The 19,958-nt window shown below is 60.7% G+C and carries 16 protein-coding genes; 7 read left to right on the top strand and 9 right to left on the bottom strand.

The window, feature by feature from the left end; all coding sequences use genetic code 11:
* Positions 1-234 precede the first annotated feature (234 nt).
* The 5 genes from NKI63_RS23980 to NKI63_RS23960 form a co-directional block, all read right to left on the bottom strand.
* Positions 235-1,236 carry an ABC transporter substrate-binding protein gene (locus tag NKI63_RS23980; protein ID WP_502895563.1) on the bottom strand — a complete coding sequence of 334 codons (1,002 nt, stop codon included), beginning with the start codon at positions 1,234-1,236 and terminating at the stop codon, positions 235-237.
* 224 nt (positions 1,237-1,460) lie between these two features.
* A complete protein-coding gene (hutC, locus tag NKI63_RS23975) occupies positions 1,461-2,192 on the bottom strand; it encodes a histidine utilization transcriptional repressor HutC (RefSeq protein WP_352506833.1) in 732 nt (243 codons plus the stop codon).
* A gap of 30 nt (positions 2,193-2,222) precedes the next feature.
* On the bottom strand, positions 2,223-3,245 hold the full coding sequence (locus tag NKI63_RS23970) for a zinc-dependent alcohol dehydrogenase (RefSeq protein WP_352823609.1): 1,023 nt from the start codon (positions 3,243-3,245) through the stop codon (positions 2,223-2,225).
* Positions 3,246-3,260: 15 nt separating this feature from the next.
* Positions 3,261-4,583 (bottom strand): histidinol dehydrogenase, encoded by a 1,323-nt coding sequence (gene hisD, locus NKI63_RS23965; RefSeq protein ID WP_352506835.1) that lies wholly within the window; start codon positions 4,581-4,583, stop codon positions 3,261-3,263.
* Between the two features lie 80 nt (positions 4,584-4,663).
* Positions 4,664-5,437: an SDR family NAD(P)-dependent oxidoreductase gene (locus NKI63_RS23960; RefSeq protein WP_352506836.1), complete on the bottom strand. Its 774-nt coding sequence runs from the start codon at positions 5,435-5,437 to the stop codon at positions 4,664-4,666.
* 198 nt (positions 5,438-5,635) lie between these two features.
* On the opposite strand from NKI63_RS23960, the gene NKI63_RS23955 reads away from it, so the two are divergent.
* From NKI63_RS23955 to NKI63_RS23940, 4 genes are all read left to right on the top strand, one after another.
* On the top strand, positions 5,636-7,696 hold the full coding sequence (locus NKI63_RS23955; RefSeq protein ID WP_352506837.1) for a N,N-dimethylformamidase beta subunit family domain-containing protein: 2,061 nt from the start codon (positions 5,636-5,638) through the stop codon (positions 7,694-7,696).
* 1,137 nt (positions 7,697-8,833) lie between these two features.
* Positions 8,834-10,048 carry a glycosyltransferase family protein gene (locus NKI63_RS23950; protein WP_352475773.1) on the top strand — a complete coding sequence of 405 codons (1,215 nt, stop codon included), beginning with the start codon at positions 8,834-8,836 and terminating at the stop codon, positions 10,046-10,048.
* Between the two features lies 1 nt (position 10,049).
* Positions 10,050-11,294, top strand: coding sequence for a glycosyltransferase (locus NKI63_RS23945; protein ID WP_352506838.1), 1,245 nt, complete (start codon positions 10,050-10,052; stop codon positions 11,292-11,294).
* Positions 11,291-12,487: a glycosyltransferase family protein gene (locus NKI63_RS23940; RefSeq protein ID WP_352506839.1), complete on the top strand. Its 1,197-nt coding sequence runs from the start codon at positions 11,291-11,293 to the stop codon at positions 12,485-12,487. Before NKI63_RS23945 ends, NKI63_RS23940 begins: the two co-directional genes overlap by 4 nt.
* A 98-nt stretch (positions 12,488-12,585) precedes the next feature.
* Here the strand turns inward: NKI63_RS23940 and NKI63_RS23935 are convergent, their stop codons facing one another.
* Together NKI63_RS23935 and NKI63_RS23930 are read right to left on the bottom strand one after the other, a co-directional pair.
* Entirely contained in the window at positions 12,586-13,254 is a 669-nt protein-coding gene (locus tag NKI63_RS23935) for a class I SAM-dependent methyltransferase (RefSeq protein ID WP_352506912.1), read from the bottom strand.
* A gap of 145 nt (positions 13,255-13,399) precedes the next feature.
* Positions 13,400-13,693, bottom strand: a complete 294-nt coding sequence (locus NKI63_RS23930; protein WP_352506840.1) for a hypothetical protein — start codon at positions 13,691-13,693, stop codon at positions 13,400-13,402.
* 29 nt (positions 13,694-13,722) lie between these two features.
* Here NKI63_RS23930 and NKI63_RS23925 point away from each other — a divergent pair, with 29 nt between their 5' ends.
* From NKI63_RS23925 to NKI63_RS23915, 3 genes are all read left to right on the top strand, one after another.
* Complete coding sequence (locus tag NKI63_RS23925) at positions 13,723-16,437, top strand: ABC transporter transmembrane domain-containing protein (protein ID WP_352506841.1); 2,715 nt, start codon at positions 13,723-13,725, stop codon at positions 16,435-16,437.
* Between the two features lie 156 nt (positions 16,438-16,593).
* Positions 16,594-17,043 carry a cyclic nucleotide-binding domain-containing protein gene (locus NKI63_RS23920; RefSeq protein ID WP_023675957.1) on the top strand — a complete coding sequence of 150 codons (450 nt, stop codon included), beginning with the start codon at positions 16,594-16,596 and terminating at the stop codon, positions 17,041-17,043.
* A gap of 122 nt (positions 17,044-17,165) precedes the next feature.
* Entirely contained in the window at positions 17,166-18,020 is an 855-nt protein-coding gene (locus NKI63_RS23915; protein WP_352506842.1) for an MBL fold metallo-hydrolase, read from the top strand.
* Positions 18,021-18,071: 51 nt separating this feature from the next.
* Here the strand turns inward: NKI63_RS23915 and NKI63_RS23910 are convergent, their stop codons facing one another.
* Positions 18,072-18,848, bottom strand: a complete 777-nt coding sequence (locus NKI63_RS23910) for a polysaccharide deacetylase family protein (RefSeq protein ID WP_352823603.1) — start codon at positions 18,846-18,848, stop codon at positions 18,072-18,074.
* Positions 18,845-19,933, bottom strand: coding sequence for a glycosyltransferase family 4 protein (locus tag NKI63_RS23905; RefSeq protein WP_352506844.1), 1,089 nt, complete (start codon positions 19,931-19,933; stop codon positions 18,845-18,847). Before NKI63_RS23905 ends, NKI63_RS23910 begins: the two co-directional genes overlap by 4 nt.
* Positions 19,934-19,958: the final 25 nt, after the last annotated feature.

Below are 19,958 nucleotides of genomic sequence, written 5' to 3'. Positions count from 1 at the left end.
TACCCCCCCCACCCCCCCCAACCCCCCCGGCCTCTTGCCGGGGGGGCTCGCCTTGGTCAAAACCACCCCCCCCAAAACACCCCCCCGGGTGCGGGGGCGCGGGCCCCCCCCCCCCCGGCGGCGCGCCCACGGCGCATCGGCTGTTTGATCACCGGCCCCGGCGCTGCGTGAGACGGGCTTGGCTTGGTCGCACGCTGCTCGGACATTTGCGTCACCACCGCGAGCCGGCCCTCGTCATTTCGCGGCCTTGACGAATGACGGGTCGATCATCTGTTCCGGCGTCACGTCCGCCTGCAGCAGCCCGGCGTTCTTGGCGGCCGCCTCTACATCCGCAAATGTCTTGGTGGAGAACTCCCCGGTCAGCGCATCCTTGTTTTCGGCGAGAGTATAGTAACGCACGCCATCAAAGGCGGTGTTGAGGTCTTCGACGCTCGACCCGACCGCCTTGGAGATGATCGCCCGGCCGTCGGGCGTGTCGGCGTTGTAGGCCTTCAGGGCCGCATCCCAGGTCTTGATCATGGCAAGCACCTGGCCGGGACGCGACTTGATCACCTCGTCGCGCACCACGAATACGTCACTGATCAGGCCGGGATCTTCGCCCGCGGTGAAGAGCAGCTTGAGGTCTTTGTTCTGCGCTCTTGCCGCGGTCAGATAAGGCTCATAGGTGACTGCGACTGGAACCTGGCCGGCGATCAAGGCGCTGCCGGCATCCGCCGCCGGCATTGGAACCGGCTGGACATCGGCGATCGACATGCCGTTCTTGGCGAGCGCGTATTTGAGCAGGATGTCGCTCGTCGTGCCTTCCTCAAAAGCAACCTGTTTGCCCTTGAGGTCGGCGACGGTGGCGATGTCCTTGCCGGCGATCATGGCGTCTGCCGTCATGCTGACGTCGAGCAGAAGCACGATCTTCACCGGCAGGCCGGCCGCAACCATTCCCATAGCCGTGTGCGTCGCGATGTTGGCGGCATCGAGCTGGCCGCTCGCCAGGGCGGCGTTGATATCCTTGTCCTCCGCGAAGTTCACGATCTGCACGTCGGACAGCCCGCTTGCCTTGAACAGGCCCTTGGCCTCGGCGACGTGCCACTGGCCGTAGCCCAGCCATGGCTCGATGCCGATCTTGAACGTTCCTGCCTCAGGCGTCGCCGGAATTGTCGTGTCGGCCGCGTAGGCCGCCGGGGCAAACCCGACAGCAGCAGCCATAACGAGCGCCCGAAATTGTCCTGCTAGATTACGCATCATCTTGTTCCCCTTGATGATCACGCCGCTTTTTTGAACCAAACTCCGGCCTGGTGAGAATGCCGGCGTCTGCTCTTGCGGCACCGTGCCTCGGCATCTTAGCTGCCCGTTCAACGAAAGTGCGACGACACTTCAACGTTAGCAATAGCGGATGTCAAGGCTAAATACATACATGCATATACAAGTTAGACCCCTCCTTCCGAGTCTGATTCGCTTCACTGCGATCAAGTTTTTTTAGACGGAGAATACCGGCTGCCAAGCGAGTAGCGGCTGCCAACGTAAGTCAGCTTGCTGATCGTGGCAACGATGGCGCCCGTCCATGTCCGGCGATGCAGAAACAGGCAGCAGCTGCCGACATCGATGCCCAGATGCCGCGCCGTCTCGGCATCGGCAGGGGTCGCCGAGATGATGTGCTCGACCTCCGTCACCGGGGTTTTCTGCATGAGGTAGTCGTAGGTTGCTGTCTTGGAAAAGTCCTGCTTGTCATAGTCGGGTATCAGGCCCGGGTTCACGAAACGCTCTTCCAGTTGCACAGGCAGGTCGTTCTCGAAGTTGACGACGATGGAATGATAGACCGGCGCGCGTTTTGCGAACTCGAAGGAAAGCGCGAGCTCCTTTGTCGGCGTGATCTTTTCGAGCACGATAACCTCGGAGCGATGCCTGTTTCCCCGCGCGACAATTTCCGCCGCGATGTTGTTGATCTCGATCAGTGCTGATTGCGGTCGAGGTGGCGCGATGAATGTGCCGACGCCCTGGAGCCGGATCAGAAAACCCGCAGAGGTCAACTCCCGCAAGGCACGATGGACCGTCATACGAGACACGCCGAGTGTCGCCACGAATTCATTTTCGGACGGCAGCTTCCGGTCCTTGCTCCATTGGCCCATTCCGATGTTCGTCAGGATGTAGTCCTTGACCTTCTCGTAAAGAGGGCTGGCGGTATCGGGCAAAGTGATCATTTCAAAATCCTTTCCGGCAACGTTCGGAAATCACACGCGCCCGGAAGACCGCATCCGGATGATTGTTTTCAAACCATCGCCCTGCCCCGCCAACAGCCGCTCATAGGCTGCGGGAACATCATCCAGGCCGATCTCGCGGTCGATCAGTTCGACCATGGGCTCGGTCAATTCGCCGAGCATCCGAATGGCGTCGGGAAGCTCATCGGCAAAGGCGTGGCATCCCAGCAATGCGATTTCGCGTTCAACCAGGATGTTGGGATCGATGTCGAGGCGCCCATGGAATATGCCGACCATCGCAACGGTGCCACCGGCATCGAGAACGCCGAGCAACTGGCTGAGTGCTGCGATGCTGCCGGTCGCTTCGACGGCAGCAAGCAGGGGGGCATCCGCGGTGGCGGCGGCAATGGCGTCCCGGTTCAAGTCGACGATGCTGGCGCCGGTCACCCGCGCCACCCGGGCGCATCGGCCAGGGTTGCGATCGGCGACGAGCACGGTACCTGCGAATGTCCGGGAAAGCAGCAGTGCGGCAAGCCCGCCAATAGTCCCGCAGCCGACCACAAGAACGGAGCCGGCCGTTTTCGGCAGACGCCGCACTGCGTGCAACGCTACAGCCAGCGGCTCGGCCATCGCAGCGACCCGTTCGTCAAGCGCGGCATCGACGACGTGCAGCAGGCGTGCGGGCAGGACCGCCTGTTCGGCAAATCCGCCGTCGCATATCTCGCCGACAAAGCCCAGCGACGTGCAAAGGTGCCGCCTGCCTGCATGGCATTGCGCGCATTCTCCACACCAGAAACGGGAATCGGCGACCACGCGGTCGCCAACAGCGACGATGTCCACGCCCTCGCCGATAGCGATCACCGTGCCTGTCAGCTCATGGCCAGCCGTCGAGGGCGCCCGCCTTATCCATTGGCCCGTGCGAAAGTTGTGAAGATCGGAACCGCAAATGCCTGCGGCATCGACCCTCAGCTTCACCCAGCCTGGCTCGGGAGCGGCTGGCGCGGCGATATCCTCGACGCGCAGGTCGCCGGGTCCATGGAGTCGCGCCGCCCTCATCGTCATCGTTTCCGCTCAGCCGGCGAGATAGCGATCGCGGATCTCCGAAACCGCGTTCTCATGCGAGCTGAACCCTTCGTAGCGGGCGAGCCTGCGGGCATGCAACGCGAGTTCCGGATAGGCCGCCGAGGTCACATAGCCGACCGACGATCTCTTGACGAAATCCGTCACCGAAAGCGGTCCAAAGGTTCGCGCCCACCGGCTGGTCGGCAGCACCGCATTGGGTCCCAGGACGAAGTTAGCGAGGGTCACCGGCGTGTGCGGTCCCATTAGGATCTCGGCGGCTTCTGTGATACGTCCAAGGTGCGCAAATGGCTCCGTTGACAGAATCTCGAGGTGCTCCGGGGCATAATCGTTGATGAAACGGTAGCTGTCCTCCAGCGACTCGGTCAGCACGATGCCGCCGCGCTTTCCAGTCAGCACCGCGCGCGAGAACTCCACACGCTGTTCGCTCATTCGGGACCAGTGTTCCGGTATCGCAATCAACGCGGCTTCGGCGACCTTGCGGCTATGCGTCACCAGATAGGCCGACGAATCCGGGCCGTGCTCGGCCTCTATCAACAGGTCAAGAGCGGCCAGGCCGCCGTCGACGCTGTCATCGGCAAAGATGATCGCTTCGGACGGGCCGGCAGGCAGGCCTGTGTTGATGATCGGGGACAACACGCTCTTTGCCGCCACCACCCACGGGCTCCCCGGCCCGACGATCTTCACGGCAGGCTTCACGGTCTCGGTTCCATAGGCGACGGCGGCGACCGCATGGGCGCCGCCGCACTTGTACACGGTCTCCACGCCGGCAATGCGGGCAGCAACCAGCGTCGCGGCGTCGACGGAACCATCCGAAGTCGCAGGCGTCACGATCGCGATCTGGGGAACCCCGGCAATCACCGCCGGAACCGAGGTCATCATCGTCACCGAGGGGAAGGCGCCTTTGCCGCGCGGAACATAAAGCGCAACGGAAGCAATCGGTGTGTATCGGTCACCCGCATAGGCGCCCGGCCGAACTTCCTTGAGCCACATCGTTTCCGGGCGCTGCTCCTCGTGGAAATGCCTTATGTTCTCAATGCCGAACCGGATACTCTCCACGACATCCTTGTCGACCTTGTCGAATGCCGCGTCGAACTCCGCTTCCGAAACTTTCAGCCCACCCTCGGCAACATCGGCTTTGTCGAGTTCGCGCGCAAACCGGAGCAAGGCCGTGTCACCTTCATCCTTGACGGCCTTGATGATTGGACGGACCTTTTCGATGAAGGAAGACAGATCTCCTTCTGCGCGTTTCAGTAAACTGGACCGCTGATCGACACTGAGGGATGACAGGCGGTGGAAGCTGACGTCAGACATGGCGGCTCCTTTTCTTAGGACGCAATTACGGTTAGCGCTTGTCGATCACTTCTGGGACACATCTCCAGCCCCTGAAGCCTTCAAATCGATGCGAGAAAGCCTCCATCCACGGGAATGGACTGGCCGGTTATGTAGGCTGCCGCATCCGAAGCGAGGAACACCGCGATTCCGTGCAGGTCCGGGAGATCACCAAAACGGCGCTGCGGAATCTTGGCGAGCATCGATTGCTGCCATGCCTGGTTGCTGTACAACACGTCTGTCATCGCTGTCCTGAAATAGCCAGGCGCAATGGCGTTGACCCGGATCCCAAGATCGGCCCACTCCGCCGCAAGCGCCCGCGTCATGCCGAGGAGGCCTGATTTCGACGAGCCGTACGGCACCGCCGTGGGAACCCCAACCTCGGAAGTTAACGAACAGAGATTGATAATGACGCCGGGCCGTCCGGCGTCTCTCATCTGCCGCGCAGCGGCCTGGGCGCAGAAGAAGGCGCCTTTGAGATTCGTATCGACAATCCTGTCCCACAAGGCCTCGTCGACATCGAGTGAAGGCCGGACCTCTTCCGTACCTGCATTGTTGACGAGAATATCGAGACCTCCGAGCAGGCTGCCGGCCTCGGCTGTCGCCGCCCGGCACCGGTCGACGTCAGTGACGTCCAGGGCGACGGCGTGCGCGACCCCGCCGGCGGTGCGGATAGCGGCCATCGTCTTCTCGAGCGAGGTCACGCTGCGCGCCGTGACGGCGACGTCGGCGCCGGCCGCGCTGAGCGCCTCGGCGATGCTGCGCCCGATGCCACGGCTTGCGCCGGTTACAAGCGCCTTCCTGCCTGACAGATCGAAGAGAGATGCGTTGCGCATGTCATCCTCCTTGGTAATGTCGCGCTTGGACCGATCACGTCGAGACTATCCGAATGCAGCTTATCTATACAAGCATGTACATCATGGCTGTAGTGCGCCATGCGAAACTCTGCTTGTCAGAGCGGCAGCGCATTGGCCGACATCGGACCGGTCTACGCGGTTCGCCCCAGCCCATCTGGAGTTCATCGGGAGGGATATATGAAGCGCGCAGTAGACCACGACGCGATGAGCGTGGTTGGCTATACCACCCCCTGGAGTGCCAAAGCAGGCCAGCGGATCAAGCTCAGCCTGTCATGCGATCGGCCGATAAAGGCCACACGAATTTGCCGGCTCGACAAGCCGGCTCCGGAATTTCTCACCTGGGCCATCGAAACAATAGGTGAAGCACGGCGTCGGCATTTCGACCAGGGGTCGTTCCTGTTCGTGCGGCCCGGCGAACTGGCCAAAGTACAAGCCCTCCACGGTATACGTTTTGAGCTGTTCCTCACGCGCAACGAAGGTGCGCGCACGATCCTGGAGGCAGGCGCCGTCGGGCTGCGCCTCCGCGACGGCGCATTAGTCGTGGAAATCGGTGACGAAACCCTTGTCGAGAAGAAGGCGCCAACCGGTGTGTGGCTCACTGTCGAGTTGGATCTGCGGCAGGAACAATCGCGTCTGCGCATCAAATCCCATGATCTTCTCGCGCCTTACGAACTCCGTGAAGGTTTTGGCAGCCCGGCGTGGAACCTCCAAGGGCACGGCATCCATTTCGGCGCAAGTGCCACCAACCACGAACCTACCCTCAACGCGAAATTTGCTGCGATCCGGCTCGACACCCCACAGGGGACTGTTGCCTGGGATTTCCCGACGCTGTTACCAACGCAACCGATCCTGTCGTCGGGCGGAGCAGATCCGCTGCTCCTAGATGTGATCAATCAGCCAGCCTTCTGCGTGACTTCGGCACGCTGGGACGGATCGAGCTTCGAGCCTCGCTTGGTGCCGTCGCACTACGACGCTATCCATTGCCACGACGACGACATCGGCCCGCTTGAGTGGCCGGCATCACACCGCGTGACGATCCCTGAAAACGCACACCCAGGCGTCTACGCGTTCCAGGTCGAATGGGAGGGTGGCGACGAACGCGTGGTGTTCTTCGTCACCTCGTCACAGGTCTCGTCGCCGCTGTTGTATCTCGTGCCGACGGCCACCTATCTCGCTTATGCCGACGAATATCTCCCGGATCATCTTTATGAATGGAAAGGCGACGACCGGGGACATCGCTTCGCGATCGCCAACAATCTGAAATCTCTTTACGACTACCATTCCGACCTTAGCGGTGTTTCCATCTGTTCCTACAAAAAGCCGAAAGTGACGCTCAGGGACGATTACGACTATCCGCTCTGCGGCTGCCCACACAATTTGCCGGTCGATCTGCACTTCCTCCGATTCTGCCACGGAAATGGAATCATGTTTGACGTCCTGACCGATCACGACTTGCACGAATGCGGCATAGACGGTCTGCGTCGACATCAAGCCGTCGTCACCGGCAGTCACCCCGAATATATGTCGATCGAGATGGAGCAGGCGCTGCGGCAGTTTGTGGCCGAAGGCGGCAGCATCGCCTATCTCGGCGGAAACGGCTTCGCTGCCACTGTGGCTTTCAAGGACGACCTGATGGAGCTGCGGCGCTCGCCGCTGGAGGCAGGCCGCACCTGGGAGGGCCCGGTCGCCGAACAGGCGCTGTCGATCACCAACGAACCAGGCGGCTATCTCCGCTCGCGCGGCCGAGGCGAATTCTCGCTGATCGGTGGCGCGATCTCACTGATGGGATTCGAAGGCGCGCGCCCCTTCACGCGCACTGAGGAAAGCCGTGAAGCAGGATTCGCATGGCTGTTCGAAGGCGTTGAAAATGCGACCTTCGGCACGGACGGCATCGTGCTGGGTGGTGCCGCGGGCTACGAAGTGGATGCGACAGATCCAGCCCTCGGCACTTCCGCTGACACCGTCGTGATCGCGCGGGCGACGGGATTTCCGGACAGCTTCTTCCAGGATCCGACGCGCTGGTATGAGGGCGGCGATACGCAACGCATCGCCCGCCGCTGCGCCGAAATGACCCTGCGAAAGCTCGCAGCAGGCGGCTTGATCTTTTCGGCAAGCTCGGTTGCCTGGTGCGGCGCGCTGCCAGCCGCAGGCGCCATGAACGATGTCGGCAGGATCACGCTCAATCTGCTTAACCGCCTCGGCACCACGAAAGGAGAACCCGGCCGAGAAAATCAATAACCTTCGGCGAAGGTACTGACCAGCGGACTGCGGGACCTTGAGGAGCGCGGCGTCCCCGATAGCGGGCGGGCATTTAGAGAGTGGTACTGCGCAGTGACTTGGGCCCTCCAAGAGTCTAAGCAGCCAGCATGCTTCTGACAGCACGAAGGAAAAACCGCCGCATACCCCGCTTTCTTGCCGTCTACACCATGGAGCCCGAAGACCTCGCTCGCTTTCGCAGCCTGCCTAAGCCGAGCAGGATGCGATTGATGCCGTCGGCTTGCAGCAATGGGCGGACTGGGAGGAGAGAAATGCCGCATTTTTTCCCCGATCGCGGCGACTTCAACGCCGTCAAAAAATTACGCTCTTGATTCTAAAGGTTAAAGTCGTCGCAAAAATATTTTGAGGTTTCGCCAACTGTCGGGACCAATCGAGCGGTTTTTGCACCTCGCGACGTTCGATGGCCCGCTCAGGTCGTCTCAAAAAGTACCGTCACCGCCCCAGCTAAGGCATTAGCCAGAGGCCATAGCGATCGACAAGCAACCGGTGCTGCACACACCCGCTTCGGGCGGTGTGTTGTGAGCGCTGGCATCCACTCGATTCCTGGCGAAATTCAGGCTAGCTTGGGCGATAGATGGCTCAGTTCTGGTCGGTGAATCATAATCAGACCGCCCGTCAAGAGATTGACGGGCAGCACCTTTGGTCTCCCAAGACCGAGAGCGATGGCGCGCGAAACGAGTTCTGCAACAACATGTGCCGTGCGACGCCCGGCGACCCTGTCCTTTCGTATACCGATCAAGCAATTGACTATATGGGCAGGATCGCGGAATTCGCTTTCACCGCTCCGAAACCGTCGAGTTCGGAGAGACCGCAGCTTTGGAATCAAGAGGGATGACTTCTGCCGATCTTTTGGACACCGCTTTCCCCTTCGATTCATCCCAAAACAACAACGGGGAGTCTCGGCCCGCTCCCGCCGAGGCGATATTCGCCCCTCCATCCAGTTTCGGACTCAGGCAATCAGAAAGCCCTATCTGACAGGCATTCCACAGAAGTAATGCAAATTCAAAATCGCGGCCTCATGTTTCAAAACCAGGATGGTTTCGAAGCCGGCGGGTCGCTCACGGTCCTCAAAGCGAGAATTCTAAGAGACGTTCAACAATGACCCAGCACGCAGAAAACGCTCGAATTCTCATGTACAGCCACGACACGTTCGGGCTCGGCCACTTGCAGCGCTGCCGAACTATCGCGCATTCGCTGGTCGAGGATTTCCGCGGACTTCAGGTGCTTATCATTTCGGGTGCGACTATCGCTGGCGCCTTCGACTACCGTGCCCGTGTCGACTTCGTGAAGATCCCCAGCGTCATCAAGCTGCGCAACGGCGAATACACCTCGCTGGAAAAGGACATCGATCTGCATGAGACGCTAAGGATGCGCCAGTCGATCATCCGCCACACGGCCGAGACCTTCCGGCCGGATATCTTCATCGTCGACAAGGAACCGCTCGGCCTGCGCGGTGAGATTGAGGACACGCTGTCCTACCTCAAGACGCGGGGCACCACGCTGGTGCTTGGCCTGCGCGAGGTGATGGATGCGCCGCATCTGCTCGAAGCAGAGTGGGCACGCCGGGACGTGATGCGCAAGATAGGCCTGTTCTACGACAAGGTCTGGGCCTATGGCCCGCCGGATTTCTACGATCCGTTGACCGGCTTGGATGTGCCGCCGGCTGTCAGGGCAAAGATGAGGTTCGTCGGTTTCCTGCAACGGAGCCTGCAGCGGAACGAGTTGCCCGGCCATCGGCCCGAGGGCGACTATATCCTCGTTACCACCGGTGGCGGCGGTGACGGCGCCGATCTGATTCACGACGTCATCGATGCCTATCAGCAGGATCCGCAATTGCAGCATAGGGCCCTGATCGTGCTTGGGCCTTACATGCCGGCGCGCAAGCGCAACAAGCTGCTCAAGAAGGGGTCCAAGATCCCCTATATCAGGATCATCGAGTTCGACAACCGCATGGAAGACCTGATTGCCGGCGCCAAGGCGGTAGTGGCGATGGGCGGCTACAACACCTATTGCGAGATACTGTCTTTCGACAAGCCGGCGCTGATCGTGCCGCGCGTCGAGCCCCGCAAGGAACAACTGATCCGCGCACGGCGCGCGGCCGAACTCGGCCTCATCGAGATGTTTTTGCCGGAAGAAGCCGAGGATTCCCGGCGGTTTGCCGATGCACTGAAGGTGCTGCCGGACCGGCCCCGCCCATCGCAGAGCAATCCGCATCTGACGCTGGAAGGGCTGCCTCATATTTCCGAAATCGTCGCGGAACTGCTCGACCGGCGGGCCGGCCATCACCTTTCAGTCATTGAAGGAATGACCTGAGTTGCAACATCGCAAGATCGTCGTGGTTCTGAAGGGTTATCCGCGGCTGTCCGAAACCTTCATCGCGCAGGAATTGCTCGGTCTTGAGCGTGCGGGGTTCGACCTGATACTTGTCGCGCTCAGGCGGCCGACCGACGAAAAACGCCACCCCGTGCATGACGAGATCAAAGCGCCCGTCCATTATCTGCCGGAATATCTGCATGAAGAGCCGCTGCGCGTGCTTCGCTCGCTGTTTGCCTATCTGCTGCGTCCGGGCTTCTGGCGCGCGCTCGGATCGCTGGCTGCCGATATGCCCCGCGACTTTACGCGCAATCGCGCGCGCCGCTTCGGGCAAGCGCTCGTGCTGGCGGCCGAATGGCCGGAAAACGCGGGCTGGCTGCATGCCCATTTCGCGCACACGCCTGCATCGGTGACGCGCTATGCCAGCCAGCTTCGTGGCCTGCCCTGGACCTGCTCGGCCCATGCCAAGGACATCTGGACTTCGGCGGACTGGGATCTGGCCGGCAAGCTTTCCTCGGCGCGCTGGACGGTCACTTGCACGAAAACCGGCTTCGACCGTCTGAAAAAACTCGCTAACGGCAACTCGTCTGTGCATCTGAGCTATCATGGGCTCGACCTTGATCGCTTCGGCAGTTTCGGCGAGGCGCGAAAGCAGCATGACGGCTCGGCGCCGGACGAACCGGTTGTCGTTCTGAGTGTCGGGCGCGCCGTTGAAAAGAAAGGTTACGACACGTTGCTGGAGGCCCTTGCCCTGTTGCCCGGCGATTTGGCGTGGCGTTTCGAGCATATCGGCGGCGGCGAAGAACTGGAACGGTTCAAGGCGCTGGCGCAAAAGCTCGGCGTGGATGGTCGCGTCTCTTGGAAAGGCGCGCTTGCGCAGGAGGAGGTGCTTGAGCACTACCGCCGTGCCGACATCTTCGCCCTGGCCTGCAGGATCACCGCAAATGGCGACCGCGACGGTCTGCCGAATGTTCTGGTGGAGGCGGCTAGCCAGCGCCTTGCCTGCGTGTCGACCGATACTTCCGGCGTGCCGGAGCTTTTATCGCCGGATGAAACCGGCTTGCTGGTTCCGACGGAAAACCCGATTGCCCTGGCACAGGCGCTGGAGCGCCTGATCCGCGATCCCGTGCTGCGCGTCCGCCTCGGCGACGCCGCAGAGCGGCGCGTGCGCGGCAATTTCGATCATATGGCAAGCATTGGACAGCTCAAGGAACTGTTCGAGCGGGAGTGGCGGGCCGCCGAATGAAGCGGCTGCGCGCTTTCTTCTATGTCCAGCACCTGCTCGGCATCGGCCATCTCGCGCGCGCCAGCCGCATTGCGGCGGCTCTGGTCGATGACGGGTTTGACGTAACCGTCGTGACCGGTGGAGCGCCGATCGCCGGGTTTCCAGGACTGGGGGTAAAATCTGTAACCCTGCCACCTGTCACCTCCGGTGATGAAGGATTTTCGGGACTTGTCGACCTGCAAGGCAACCCGATCGACGATGATTTCAAGAAATGGCGTTCAGAGATGCTGCTGCAGGCATTCCGGGATTGCAGGCCTGATATCGTCATTGTCGAGGCGTTTCCATTTGGACGCCGGCAGATGCGTTTCGAACTCTTGCCGCTGATCGAGGTCATCGACGCGACGTCGCCCAGACCGCCGCTGGTGACGTCCGTCCGCGATATCCTCCAGGAGCGCGTCAAGCCGGGCCGAAACGAGGAAACGGTCGATCTCATCAACAGGCATTTCGACCTTGTTATGGTCCACGGCGATCCGGCTTTCGCAACCATCGACAAGACATTTCCATTGGCTGGGGCGATCAGGGCCGAGGTCACCTACACAGGGCTCGTTGCCGCGCCGCCATCGCCCGCAGCCTCCGAGCGCTTCGACGTTCTGGTGTCGGTTGGCGGCGGGGCTGCCGGAAAGAGCCTTGTCAGCTCCACCATCGCAGCGGCGCGGAATGCCAACAACGCTTGGAAATGGTGTTTGATCACCGGCCCGAACCTGCCGAAAGACGAGTTTGACGCAATCGCACGCGATGCCACGCCGGGCCTGTCCATCTTCCGGTTCCGCGAGGATTTCGCCAGCCTGCTGACCGGCGCCCGCCTGTCAGTCTCGCAGGCGGGTTACAACACGGTCTGCGATGTACTGCGCGCGGGTTGTCGCTCCCTGCTCGTCCCATTTGCAGCCGGCGGGGAAACCGAACAGACGGTTCGCGCCCTGATGCTCGAAGAACTCGGTCTTGCAACGGTGCTGACGGAAAAGGACCTGACGCCTGAAGGTTTGGCGCAAGCTATCGAACAGGCGCTTGTGGGACGGACGCCATCCGCGCATCGTCTCGATCTGGAAGGCGCGCGTCGCTCGGCGCAAATCCTGCGCGAGCGGTATCGAACATGGTCCCTAAATGTGGGGCCCGGTTTCGGAAAAGTTCATGATCAAACAGACGATAGATCCTAACGCGCGTAGCGTCCGTGAGATTCGTGCGACGCGCTTCAAGTCCTGTTTTTATGCGTATCGTTGTCCCAAAACCGCTACGCACTTTTGGGCGAAATGCATTAAACAGTTCCAATCAGCATGAAGCGCGTATAATTTTTTGTCGGCAGTTCGCCGGAGAACCGCACCTCCCGTAGCGCCGCCATCTCCTCGAAGGCTGCAAGCGAAGCCACGCAGTTGATGTGCGTCGGCTCGCTGAAATAATCGTTCGATTGCAGCAGTACATTCGTGCCCGGCGGAAGCAGAGCAAGCCAGGCGCGCAGATCGGCTATGTGTTCGCAGCTCGTATTGACCATCAGGTCGGGCCGCCCGGCCGCATAGTCGAGTGCGTACATATCTGCCGTCAGCGCCCGGAACCGGTCGCCGGCTTCCCGGTTGAGGGTCCGGGCGACCGGCGCGACTTCAGGATCGATGTCGATGCTATCGATCGCCGCGATGTCGAAGCGGGCATCGTTGAAAAGCATTGCCGGCAATACGCCGTACCATCCACCCAGAACCCATATGCGCCCGAAGCGGCCGCCGCCGCTTTCGAACAGCCTGTCGAGCGCCCACATCTTGCAGGCGACCTGCTTGTGGTTGAAGGCGTTGGCAATATCGGCCTTCGGATGCTTGGCGACGACGCGCGCCAGCCCTGCCACGAGAGGGCAGTTGACATAAGCAGCAATTCCCCGTGTGAGGTCCAAGGCTTGCTCGTGCCAGTCCATGGCATTGCGTGGTTGCGTGACATCCATCATAATTCGTCTTGTATGTTGGGATTCTGGGCGACACAACGCAATCTTGCCTCCCGCAAGACTGTTTGATTCCGCGGACGTGATCATGCTGCAAGCCGCTTGGCTATTGCCCGGTGCCGGAGAGAGCCTATTGCATCTGTCCGGATCATCGGCGTCCATCCGCCAGCACCAGCCGCGCAGCTGCGGCCTCGTGCTGCTCAGCTGTTCGCCAAAGCCCTACGAAAGCCGCGGATCGTTTGGCCAGCTGCTTTCTTCGCCGATCGACAATGCCCATGTCGTTGCCATCGACCATGCGCCGGAACTGGATCGCGCCGCCTCGCAGGTTCCTTGCATAGTTGAGCGCGGGGCAATGTCCGTGCACGGCAGCTTCGAGCTTGTCGCTGGCGATGAAGAAATTGCCGATACGCCATTCGCCAGCAGGTGCTTTTACATCCTGCATGCTTCCAACTGAAGGGTCCACAGTCGCATATGGAAGCCAGCCTAGCCCGCTATATCTGGACGCACACCAAGAAGCAGCAGCTCTGGATATTGATGATCGTCGTGCTTTCGATGATCCCGTATTTCATGTCCTTCGACCTGCCGAAGCTGATCGTCAACGGACCGATCCAAGGTCGCGGCTTCGAGCAACCGGGCGCGACCCAGCCATTCATGAGGCTACACTATAACCTGCCGTTCATTGGAGAGGTCCAGTTCTTCTCCGGTTTTCAGCTCGACCGCGAGGAGACCCTGTTTGCCCTGAGCCTTGTGTTCCTCTTGCTAGTCGTCATCAACGGCCTGTTCAAATTCTACATCAACACCTACAAGGGCCGCCTCGGCGAACGCATGCTGCGGCGTATCCGCTTCGATCTGGTCGACCGCGTGCTGCGGTTTCCGCCGGTTTACTTCAAGCGGGTGAAGTCCGCCGAAGTGGCGACCATGGTGAAGGACGAGGTGGAGCCGCTGGGCGGCTTCATCGGCGACGCCTTCCTGCAGCCGGTACTGCTCGGCGGCCAAGCGCTGACGGCCATGCTGTTCATCATGATCCAGAACGTCTGGCTCGGAATGATAGCGGTCGTGATCGTGGCGATCCAGATCGTGCTCATCCCGCGAATGCGGCGGCGGCTGATCGTGCTCGGGCGCCAACGGCAGTTGACGGCGCGCGCGCTTTCGGGCCGGGTTGGCGAAATCGTCGACGGCATCGGCGCGGTTCACGTCCACGATACATCAAACTACGAGCGCGCCGACATAGCTGCCCGGCTCGGGCTCATCTTCAAGATCCGCTTCGATCTTTACCAATGGAAATTCATGGTAAAGTTCCTCAACAATTTTCTCGCGCAGCTCACGCCCTTTCTGTTCTACATGATCGGCGGGTATCTGGTCCTCCAGGGGCGGCTGGACGTCGGCCAGCTCGTGGCCGTGATCGGCGCCTACAAGGACCTGCCCGGACCGATGAAGGAACTGATCGACTGGGATCAGGATCGGCAGGATGTCCAGGTCAAATATCAACAGGTCGTTGAACAGTTCACCGTCGAAGGTCTCATCGCGCCGAAAATCATGGCATTGACGATCGACGATCCCGATCCGATGACCAAACCGCTGTCGGCGATCAATCTGTCCATAGCAGACGATGGCGGTGCGATGCTCCTCAACCGTATCTCCCTCCAGGTCAAGCCGGGTGAGACGGTGGCACTGGTCAGTACCGCAACAGGTGGAGCGGAGGCGCTTGCAGAAGCCTTCGCGCGGCTGATCTGGCCAGACAGCGGAAAGGTCGCTTCGGGCACCGACGACCTGCTTGAACTCCCCGAAGCAGTAACCGGCCGGCGCATATCGTATGCCTCGTCGGATGTTTTCCTGTTCCAGGCAAGCCTCCGCGACAACCTGCTCTACGGGTTGAAGCATGCGCCGCTGACATCGGTGCCTTATGACGGTGCTGCGGCAGATCAGCACCGCTGGAACATTCACGAGGCGCGCCGGTCGGGCAATCCGGATCTTGATATCCACGGCGACTGGATCAACTATGCTTCCGCTGGCGCTACCGGCCCGCACGACCTCTTTGAAGCCGTGCGCCGGGTGCTCGACGCGGTTGTTCTGTCGCGTGACATTCTGGATCTCGGATTGCGCTCTTCAGCTGACCTCACGCGTCACACGGAGCTTGCCAGGCGGATCGTCGAACTGCGTGCGGCGCTGCGGACCCGGCTGGAACAAGAGGGGCTGAGCGGACTGGTGGTTCCTTTCGAACCGGGCGCCTACAACAAGGAAGCAACGATCGGCCAAAACCTGCTCTTCGGCGCTGCCGCCGGTCCCGAACTGGCCGACAGGGCGCTGGCGGCCAATCCCTATTTTGCTTCCGTGCTGAGGCAAGCCGGCCTCGACCGCACGCTCTACGAAATGGGCTTGGAGATCGCCAAACAGGCGATCGAGTTGTTTGCCGACCTGCCGCCCGATCACCAGTTCTTCCAGCAGCTCGCCTTCATGAGCGCGGAGGAGATACCCGCCTACGAAACCTTGCTGCAACGGCTCAAGAACCGTCCCTACGAGGCGGTTTCGGAGAACGATCGCGCCATGATCGTCACCTTGAGCTTTGCCTACATCGAGCCCCGGCACCGCTTCGGCCTGCTGAGCGACGAGCTGATGAGCAAGATCGTCGCTGCACGCAACCGGTTCTATGAAGACCTGCCGCCCGAGTTGCACAATGCGATCGAACGGTATGATCCTGCCAAATACATTGCCGCGGCCACGGTCATGGATAATGTCCTGTTCGGGCGTGTGGGCAACAATCATCCCGACGCGCCCGACCGCATACGCTCCATCGTCTATGACATTCTTGACGAACTCGGGCTTTATGGCGAACTTCTGGATGTCGGCCTGGACTTCAACGTCGGCTCCGGCGGGAGGCGGCTGACCGGTGGACAGCGACAGAAGCTCGATGTTGCCCGGGCCTTGCTCAAGCGTCCCGATTTTCTCATTCTCAACCGGCCGCTGTCGGCGCTCGACCAGCGCATGCAGGATAAGGTGCTGCGAAATGTGCTCGAGGAAGCCAGGCGCGACGGCCATTCGCCGGCAATTGTGTGGGTCGTGACGAATCCGGCAATGGCGATGATGTTCGATCGCGTTGTCGTCTTCGACTCGGGTCAATTGGCGGAAGACGGAACACACGAGACACTCTTGGCGGGGAACGGTATCTTCAAGGAACTGTTGTCATAGAGCAACGGACATTCAGATGGATCATTCTGCCGGTGCACGACATCGGGCTCGCCACCTTTCGCGTGGTTTGCCTCGCCATCTCGGAAAGAGAATTGATTCCATCTTGGCGTCCCTTGCTCTAGTCTGGCAAACGCGAATTTTGGAAGGTTTGCGACAATGCTGCTCAAGGATGAAGTTGGAATGCTGCAACGCGTTCCCTTGTTCTCTGCCATCGAGCCGACAAAGCTCAAGCTGCTTGCGTTCACATCCGATCGTGTGAGCTACAGCGCCGGCCAGATCCTTTTCAGGCAGGGCGACGAGGGAGACGCCGCCTATGTCATCCTTTCAGGCAGGGCGGATATTCTTGTCGATTCCGATAGCGGACCGATAAAAGTTGCCGAACTGGAGCCAAATTCGATCGTTGGCGAGATCGCCATATTGTGCAACAGCTCCCGCACTGCCACCGTCAGAGCGGCAAGTCCGCTGGAAGCCTTGAGAATCCGCAAGGATCATTTCCTGAGGCTTATGAGGGAGTTCCCGGAAATGACCATCGAGATATTGCGGGTTCTTGCCGATCGCCTAAGCCATACGACCGCGGATCTGATCGACGCACGAAGCGCCAAATAACGAAGGACGTGCGCCCGATCCTCGCCGTCGTGACGGCACTGTCCTCTCGCTGAGAAGATCACCCGGAGAAAGCCTGTCTCGCCTAGCAGCGGTTGTTTGGATATGATGGGCGAAGGGGTAGCATGGACGACAACGTTTTCCTGGTCAGGTTTTGGGGTGTCCGCGGCAGCATTTCGGTATCAGGGCCAGAATTCTCTCGCTATGGCGGCAACTCAATCTGCGTCGAAATGCGATGCGGTAAGCATACGCTTCTGTTCGACGCAGGCTCTGGCCTACGGCCTGCCGGCGCGGCACTTCAGGCGTTGGGCGTGACCGATTTCGACCTGCTTTTCACCCATTGCCATTACGATCACATCATCGGGTTGCCGTCTTTTGCGCCGATCTATGATCGGGGCGCCAAGGTTACGCTTTGGTCCGGGCATCTTGCAGGACACATGACGACCCGGCAGATGGTCGATGAGTTCATGCAGCCGCCGTGGTTTCCGGTGAAACTGGAAGCCTGCAAGGCAAGCCTCGACTATCGCGATTTCGTATCCGGAGACGTGCTTCGCCCGCGCGAAGGGGTGGTGGTCCGAACCGGCAGTCTTATCCATCCGGGCGGCTGCATAGGCTACCGGGTCGAATGGGGCGGCCGCGTCGTGGCGATGATCACAGACACTGAGCACGAGCCGGACAAACTCGATCAGGCGGTGCTCGGCCTGATCGAAGATGCCGACCTCGTCATTTACGATTGCACCTACACCGAGGAGGAAATGGAACGCCGCCGCGGTTACGGGCACTCGACATGGCAAGAGGGTGTCAAGCTCTGTGAGGCGGCCGGTGCGCGCAGGCTTGCCCTGTTTCACCACGATCCGACACGGACCGACGAGGAACTGGACGAGATCGAGAAACTGGCCAAAGACAGGTTTACCGGCGCTTTTGCCGCGCGGGATGGCCAGACGCTCAAATTTCCAGTCTCATTGCGCAAAAAGCGCTGAGCTGTTTTCCTCTATCTCTTTGTTTTGACGCAATTCCGGACGGAAAACCATTCACACTTTTCCTGGAATTGCTTTACCGGCGCTGCGCCCGATCAATGTCCTGATCGGAAGCCATACGCAGGCTTCAGTCTGTGCGGTGACTGTGAACAGCCGTTCGAGGAAGAGCCAGGCCGATTCATCATGCACGAGATGGTGGGTGAGCAGGCCGGCCGGTTCGCCTCCATCGAATGCATGCTGCAACTGCGCGATGATGGCTTGAACCAACAGGCCATGATCGCGGCAGCCGCGCGTGCCATGCCAATCCATGATGTCGACATTGCTGTTGATGACCGCAAGTGAAGCCGGTCTTGGCGGCCCATAGACCGACAATGCCGAAAATCCTATCGATCCAAGGTCGGATACCAAGCCGGCGTCGATCCTGTTCCAGGGTGGCACCAGCATCGGAACGGCACGTGCGCCGTGCAGGCCGGTTATGTGCGACAGCCCGCGGGCCAGATCATCGAGCACCGCCTCGCGTGGCCGATGCACGCCGAGCTCCTGCTTCTTCTGGCCCTCCGGAGCATGATTTCGGTGCGCCCAGCCATGGATGGCGACCGTGGCATGCGGCGCCTCGTCAAGCCGAACGACAAGCTTCTCGTCAGTCAGGGCGGGAATGACGGCCAGAGTCACCGGAACCGCGAATTCACCAGTGAGGTCGAGCAACCGATCAAGCGCAGGCGTCGGATCAACGCCGTCATCGTCGCGCAGCCAGAACTCTGCCTTACGGTCCGCCCGTTGCCAGTTCGCCAGCTCCTCCACCAAGGGTTGCCAGATTTGATCGGATGTCATGAGACCGGGATCTTCGCAAGAAGTTCGGCCAGACGCGCCGCCGCAGCACCGAGACAACGTTCTTCGAGGATGAAACGTCTGGCTTCTGCGGCCATGATGGATCTTTCGTCGTTACGGGTCAGAAGCCTTTCAATGGCAGAAGCGAACGCCGCCACATCGTCCGGCGGGGTGAGAAACCCGGCCTGGCCATCCCGCACGACCTCCGGCACGCCGGCGACATCCTGAGCCACAACCGGAAGGCCGGCGGCCTGTGCTTCAAGATAGGCAACGCCATAGGCCTCGCCGAAACCCGGCCAGACGTAAATTCCCCCACTGTAGAGGACATCCGGCACGGCGGCTGGCTCAAGCGCGCCAAGCCATTCGATACGCTCGGCGGGCAAGCCGGCGAATTGCGCTTTGATCTCCTCGCGGGCAGGTCCGTCCCCGACGATCGACATGGTCCAGGTCAGATGACCGATCGAACCGAGCGCCTGCGCCAGCATGCGATAGCTTTCGACTTTGTCGCCCGGGCGCATCATGGCGACGGTAACGAGGCGCGTCGGACAACCCCGTGCCGGTGTTTCCCGGAATAGCGATGTGTCGATGAAGGGCGAAAGCATGCCGAAAGCGGCGTCGGGTATCGCATCTGCCAGTCCCTGAAGATCCCTTTGCGTGAAGCAGATGTTCAGCGCCGCCTGTTCGACGGCTCGCGCCACCAACGCTTGCGTATCGGCCCACAAACCGGTGTTGCGCCGCCTCGAATAGGAGGCTTCCGCTGTCACATAGGGAACACCAAAGGCCAACGCCAGTTCGGGCCCGATCAGGTCGGGCGCCTTGTAATAGGGATGATAGGTGAACCACAGATCGGGCTTGCCGTCACGATCCCAAAGCCCTGCCAGCCGCGCGGCTTCCTCCCGGGCCTCGACCTTGAGCGCATCGAAACTTTTCGAATCCGGTTCGCGTAGATAGAAGCGCAATTCAGATGCCAGTTCGACGCTGTGCCCTCCATGCTCCAGCGCCTTGACCAGCATCCGTGCCATCTGACGGTCGCCTGAGGCAACGGGATGATTGGGCGACTTCAGCGGCGCGTAGAAGGCAATTCGCATCGCCGGACCCTATCATCGGAAAGCC

Origin of the sequence: Mesorhizobium sp. M0410, assembly GCF_040321435.1 — a bacterium.
Taxonomy (GTDB): domain Bacteria; phylum Pseudomonadota; class Alphaproteobacteria; order Rhizobiales; family Rhizobiaceae; genus Mesorhizobium.
The sequence above is the reverse complement of the archived record's forward strand: the minus strand, read 5'-3'. Positions and strand labels throughout refer to the sequence as shown.

Excerpts from the sequence above, each read along its gene's own strand:
- NKI63_RS23960 (WP_352506836.1), bottom strand. The coding sequence starts at position 5,437 with ATGCGCAACGCATCTCTCTTCGATCTGTCAGGCAGGAAGGCGCTTGTA.
- NKI63_RS23910 (WP_352823603.1), bottom strand. The coding sequence starts at position 18,848 with ATGACATCCGATCAAATCTGGCAACCCTTGGTGGAGGAGCTGGCGAAC.
- NKI63_RS23955 (WP_352506837.1), top strand. The coding sequence starts at position 5,636 with ATGAAGCGCGCAGTAGACCACGACGCGATGAGCGTGGTTGGCTATACC.
- NKI63_RS23925 (WP_352506841.1), top strand. The coding sequence starts at position 13,723 with ATGGAAGCCAGCCTAGCCCGCTATATCTGGACGCACACCAAGAAGCAG.
- NKI63_RS23935 (WP_352506912.1), bottom strand. The coding sequence starts at position 13,254 with ATGGATGTCACGCAACCACGCAATGCCATGGACTGGCACGAGCAAGCC.
- NKI63_RS23970 (WP_352823609.1), bottom strand. The coding sequence starts at position 3,245 with ATGAGGGCGGCGCGACTCCATGGACCCGGCGACCTGCGCGTCGAGGAT.
- NKI63_RS23980 (WP_502895563.1), bottom strand. The coding sequence starts at position 1,236 with ATGCGTAATCTAGCAGGACAATTTCGGGCGCTCGTTATGGCTGCTGCT.
- hisD (WP_352506835.1), bottom strand. The coding sequence starts at position 4,583 with ATGTCTGACGTCAGCTTCCACCGCCTGTCATCCCTCAGTGTCGATCAG.
- NKI63_RS23920 (WP_023675957.1), top strand. The coding sequence starts at position 16,594 with ATGCTGCTCAAGGATGAAGTTGGAATGCTGCAACGCGTTCCCTTGTTC.
- NKI63_RS23950 (WP_352475773.1), top strand. The coding sequence starts at position 8,834 with ATGACCCAGCACGCAGAAAACGCTCGAATTCTCATGTACAGCCACGAC.
- NKI63_RS23930 (WP_352506840.1), bottom strand. The coding sequence starts at position 13,693 with ATGCAGGATGTAAAAGCACCTGCTGGCGAATGGCGTATCGGCAATTTC.
- NKI63_RS23905 (WP_352506844.1), bottom strand. The coding sequence starts at position 19,933 with ATGCGAATTGCCTTCTACGCGCCGCTGAAGTCGCCCAATCATCCCGTT.
- hutC (WP_352506833.1), bottom strand. The coding sequence starts at position 2,192 with ATGATCACTTTGCCCGATACCGCCAGCCCTCTTTACGAGAAGGTCAAG.
- NKI63_RS23940 (WP_352506839.1), top strand. The coding sequence starts at position 11,291 with ATGAAGCGGCTGCGCGCTTTCTTCTATGTCCAGCACCTGCTCGGCATC.
- NKI63_RS23915 (WP_352506842.1), top strand. The coding sequence starts at position 17,166 with ATGGACGACAACGTTTTCCTGGTCAGGTTTTGGGGTGTCCGCGGCAGC.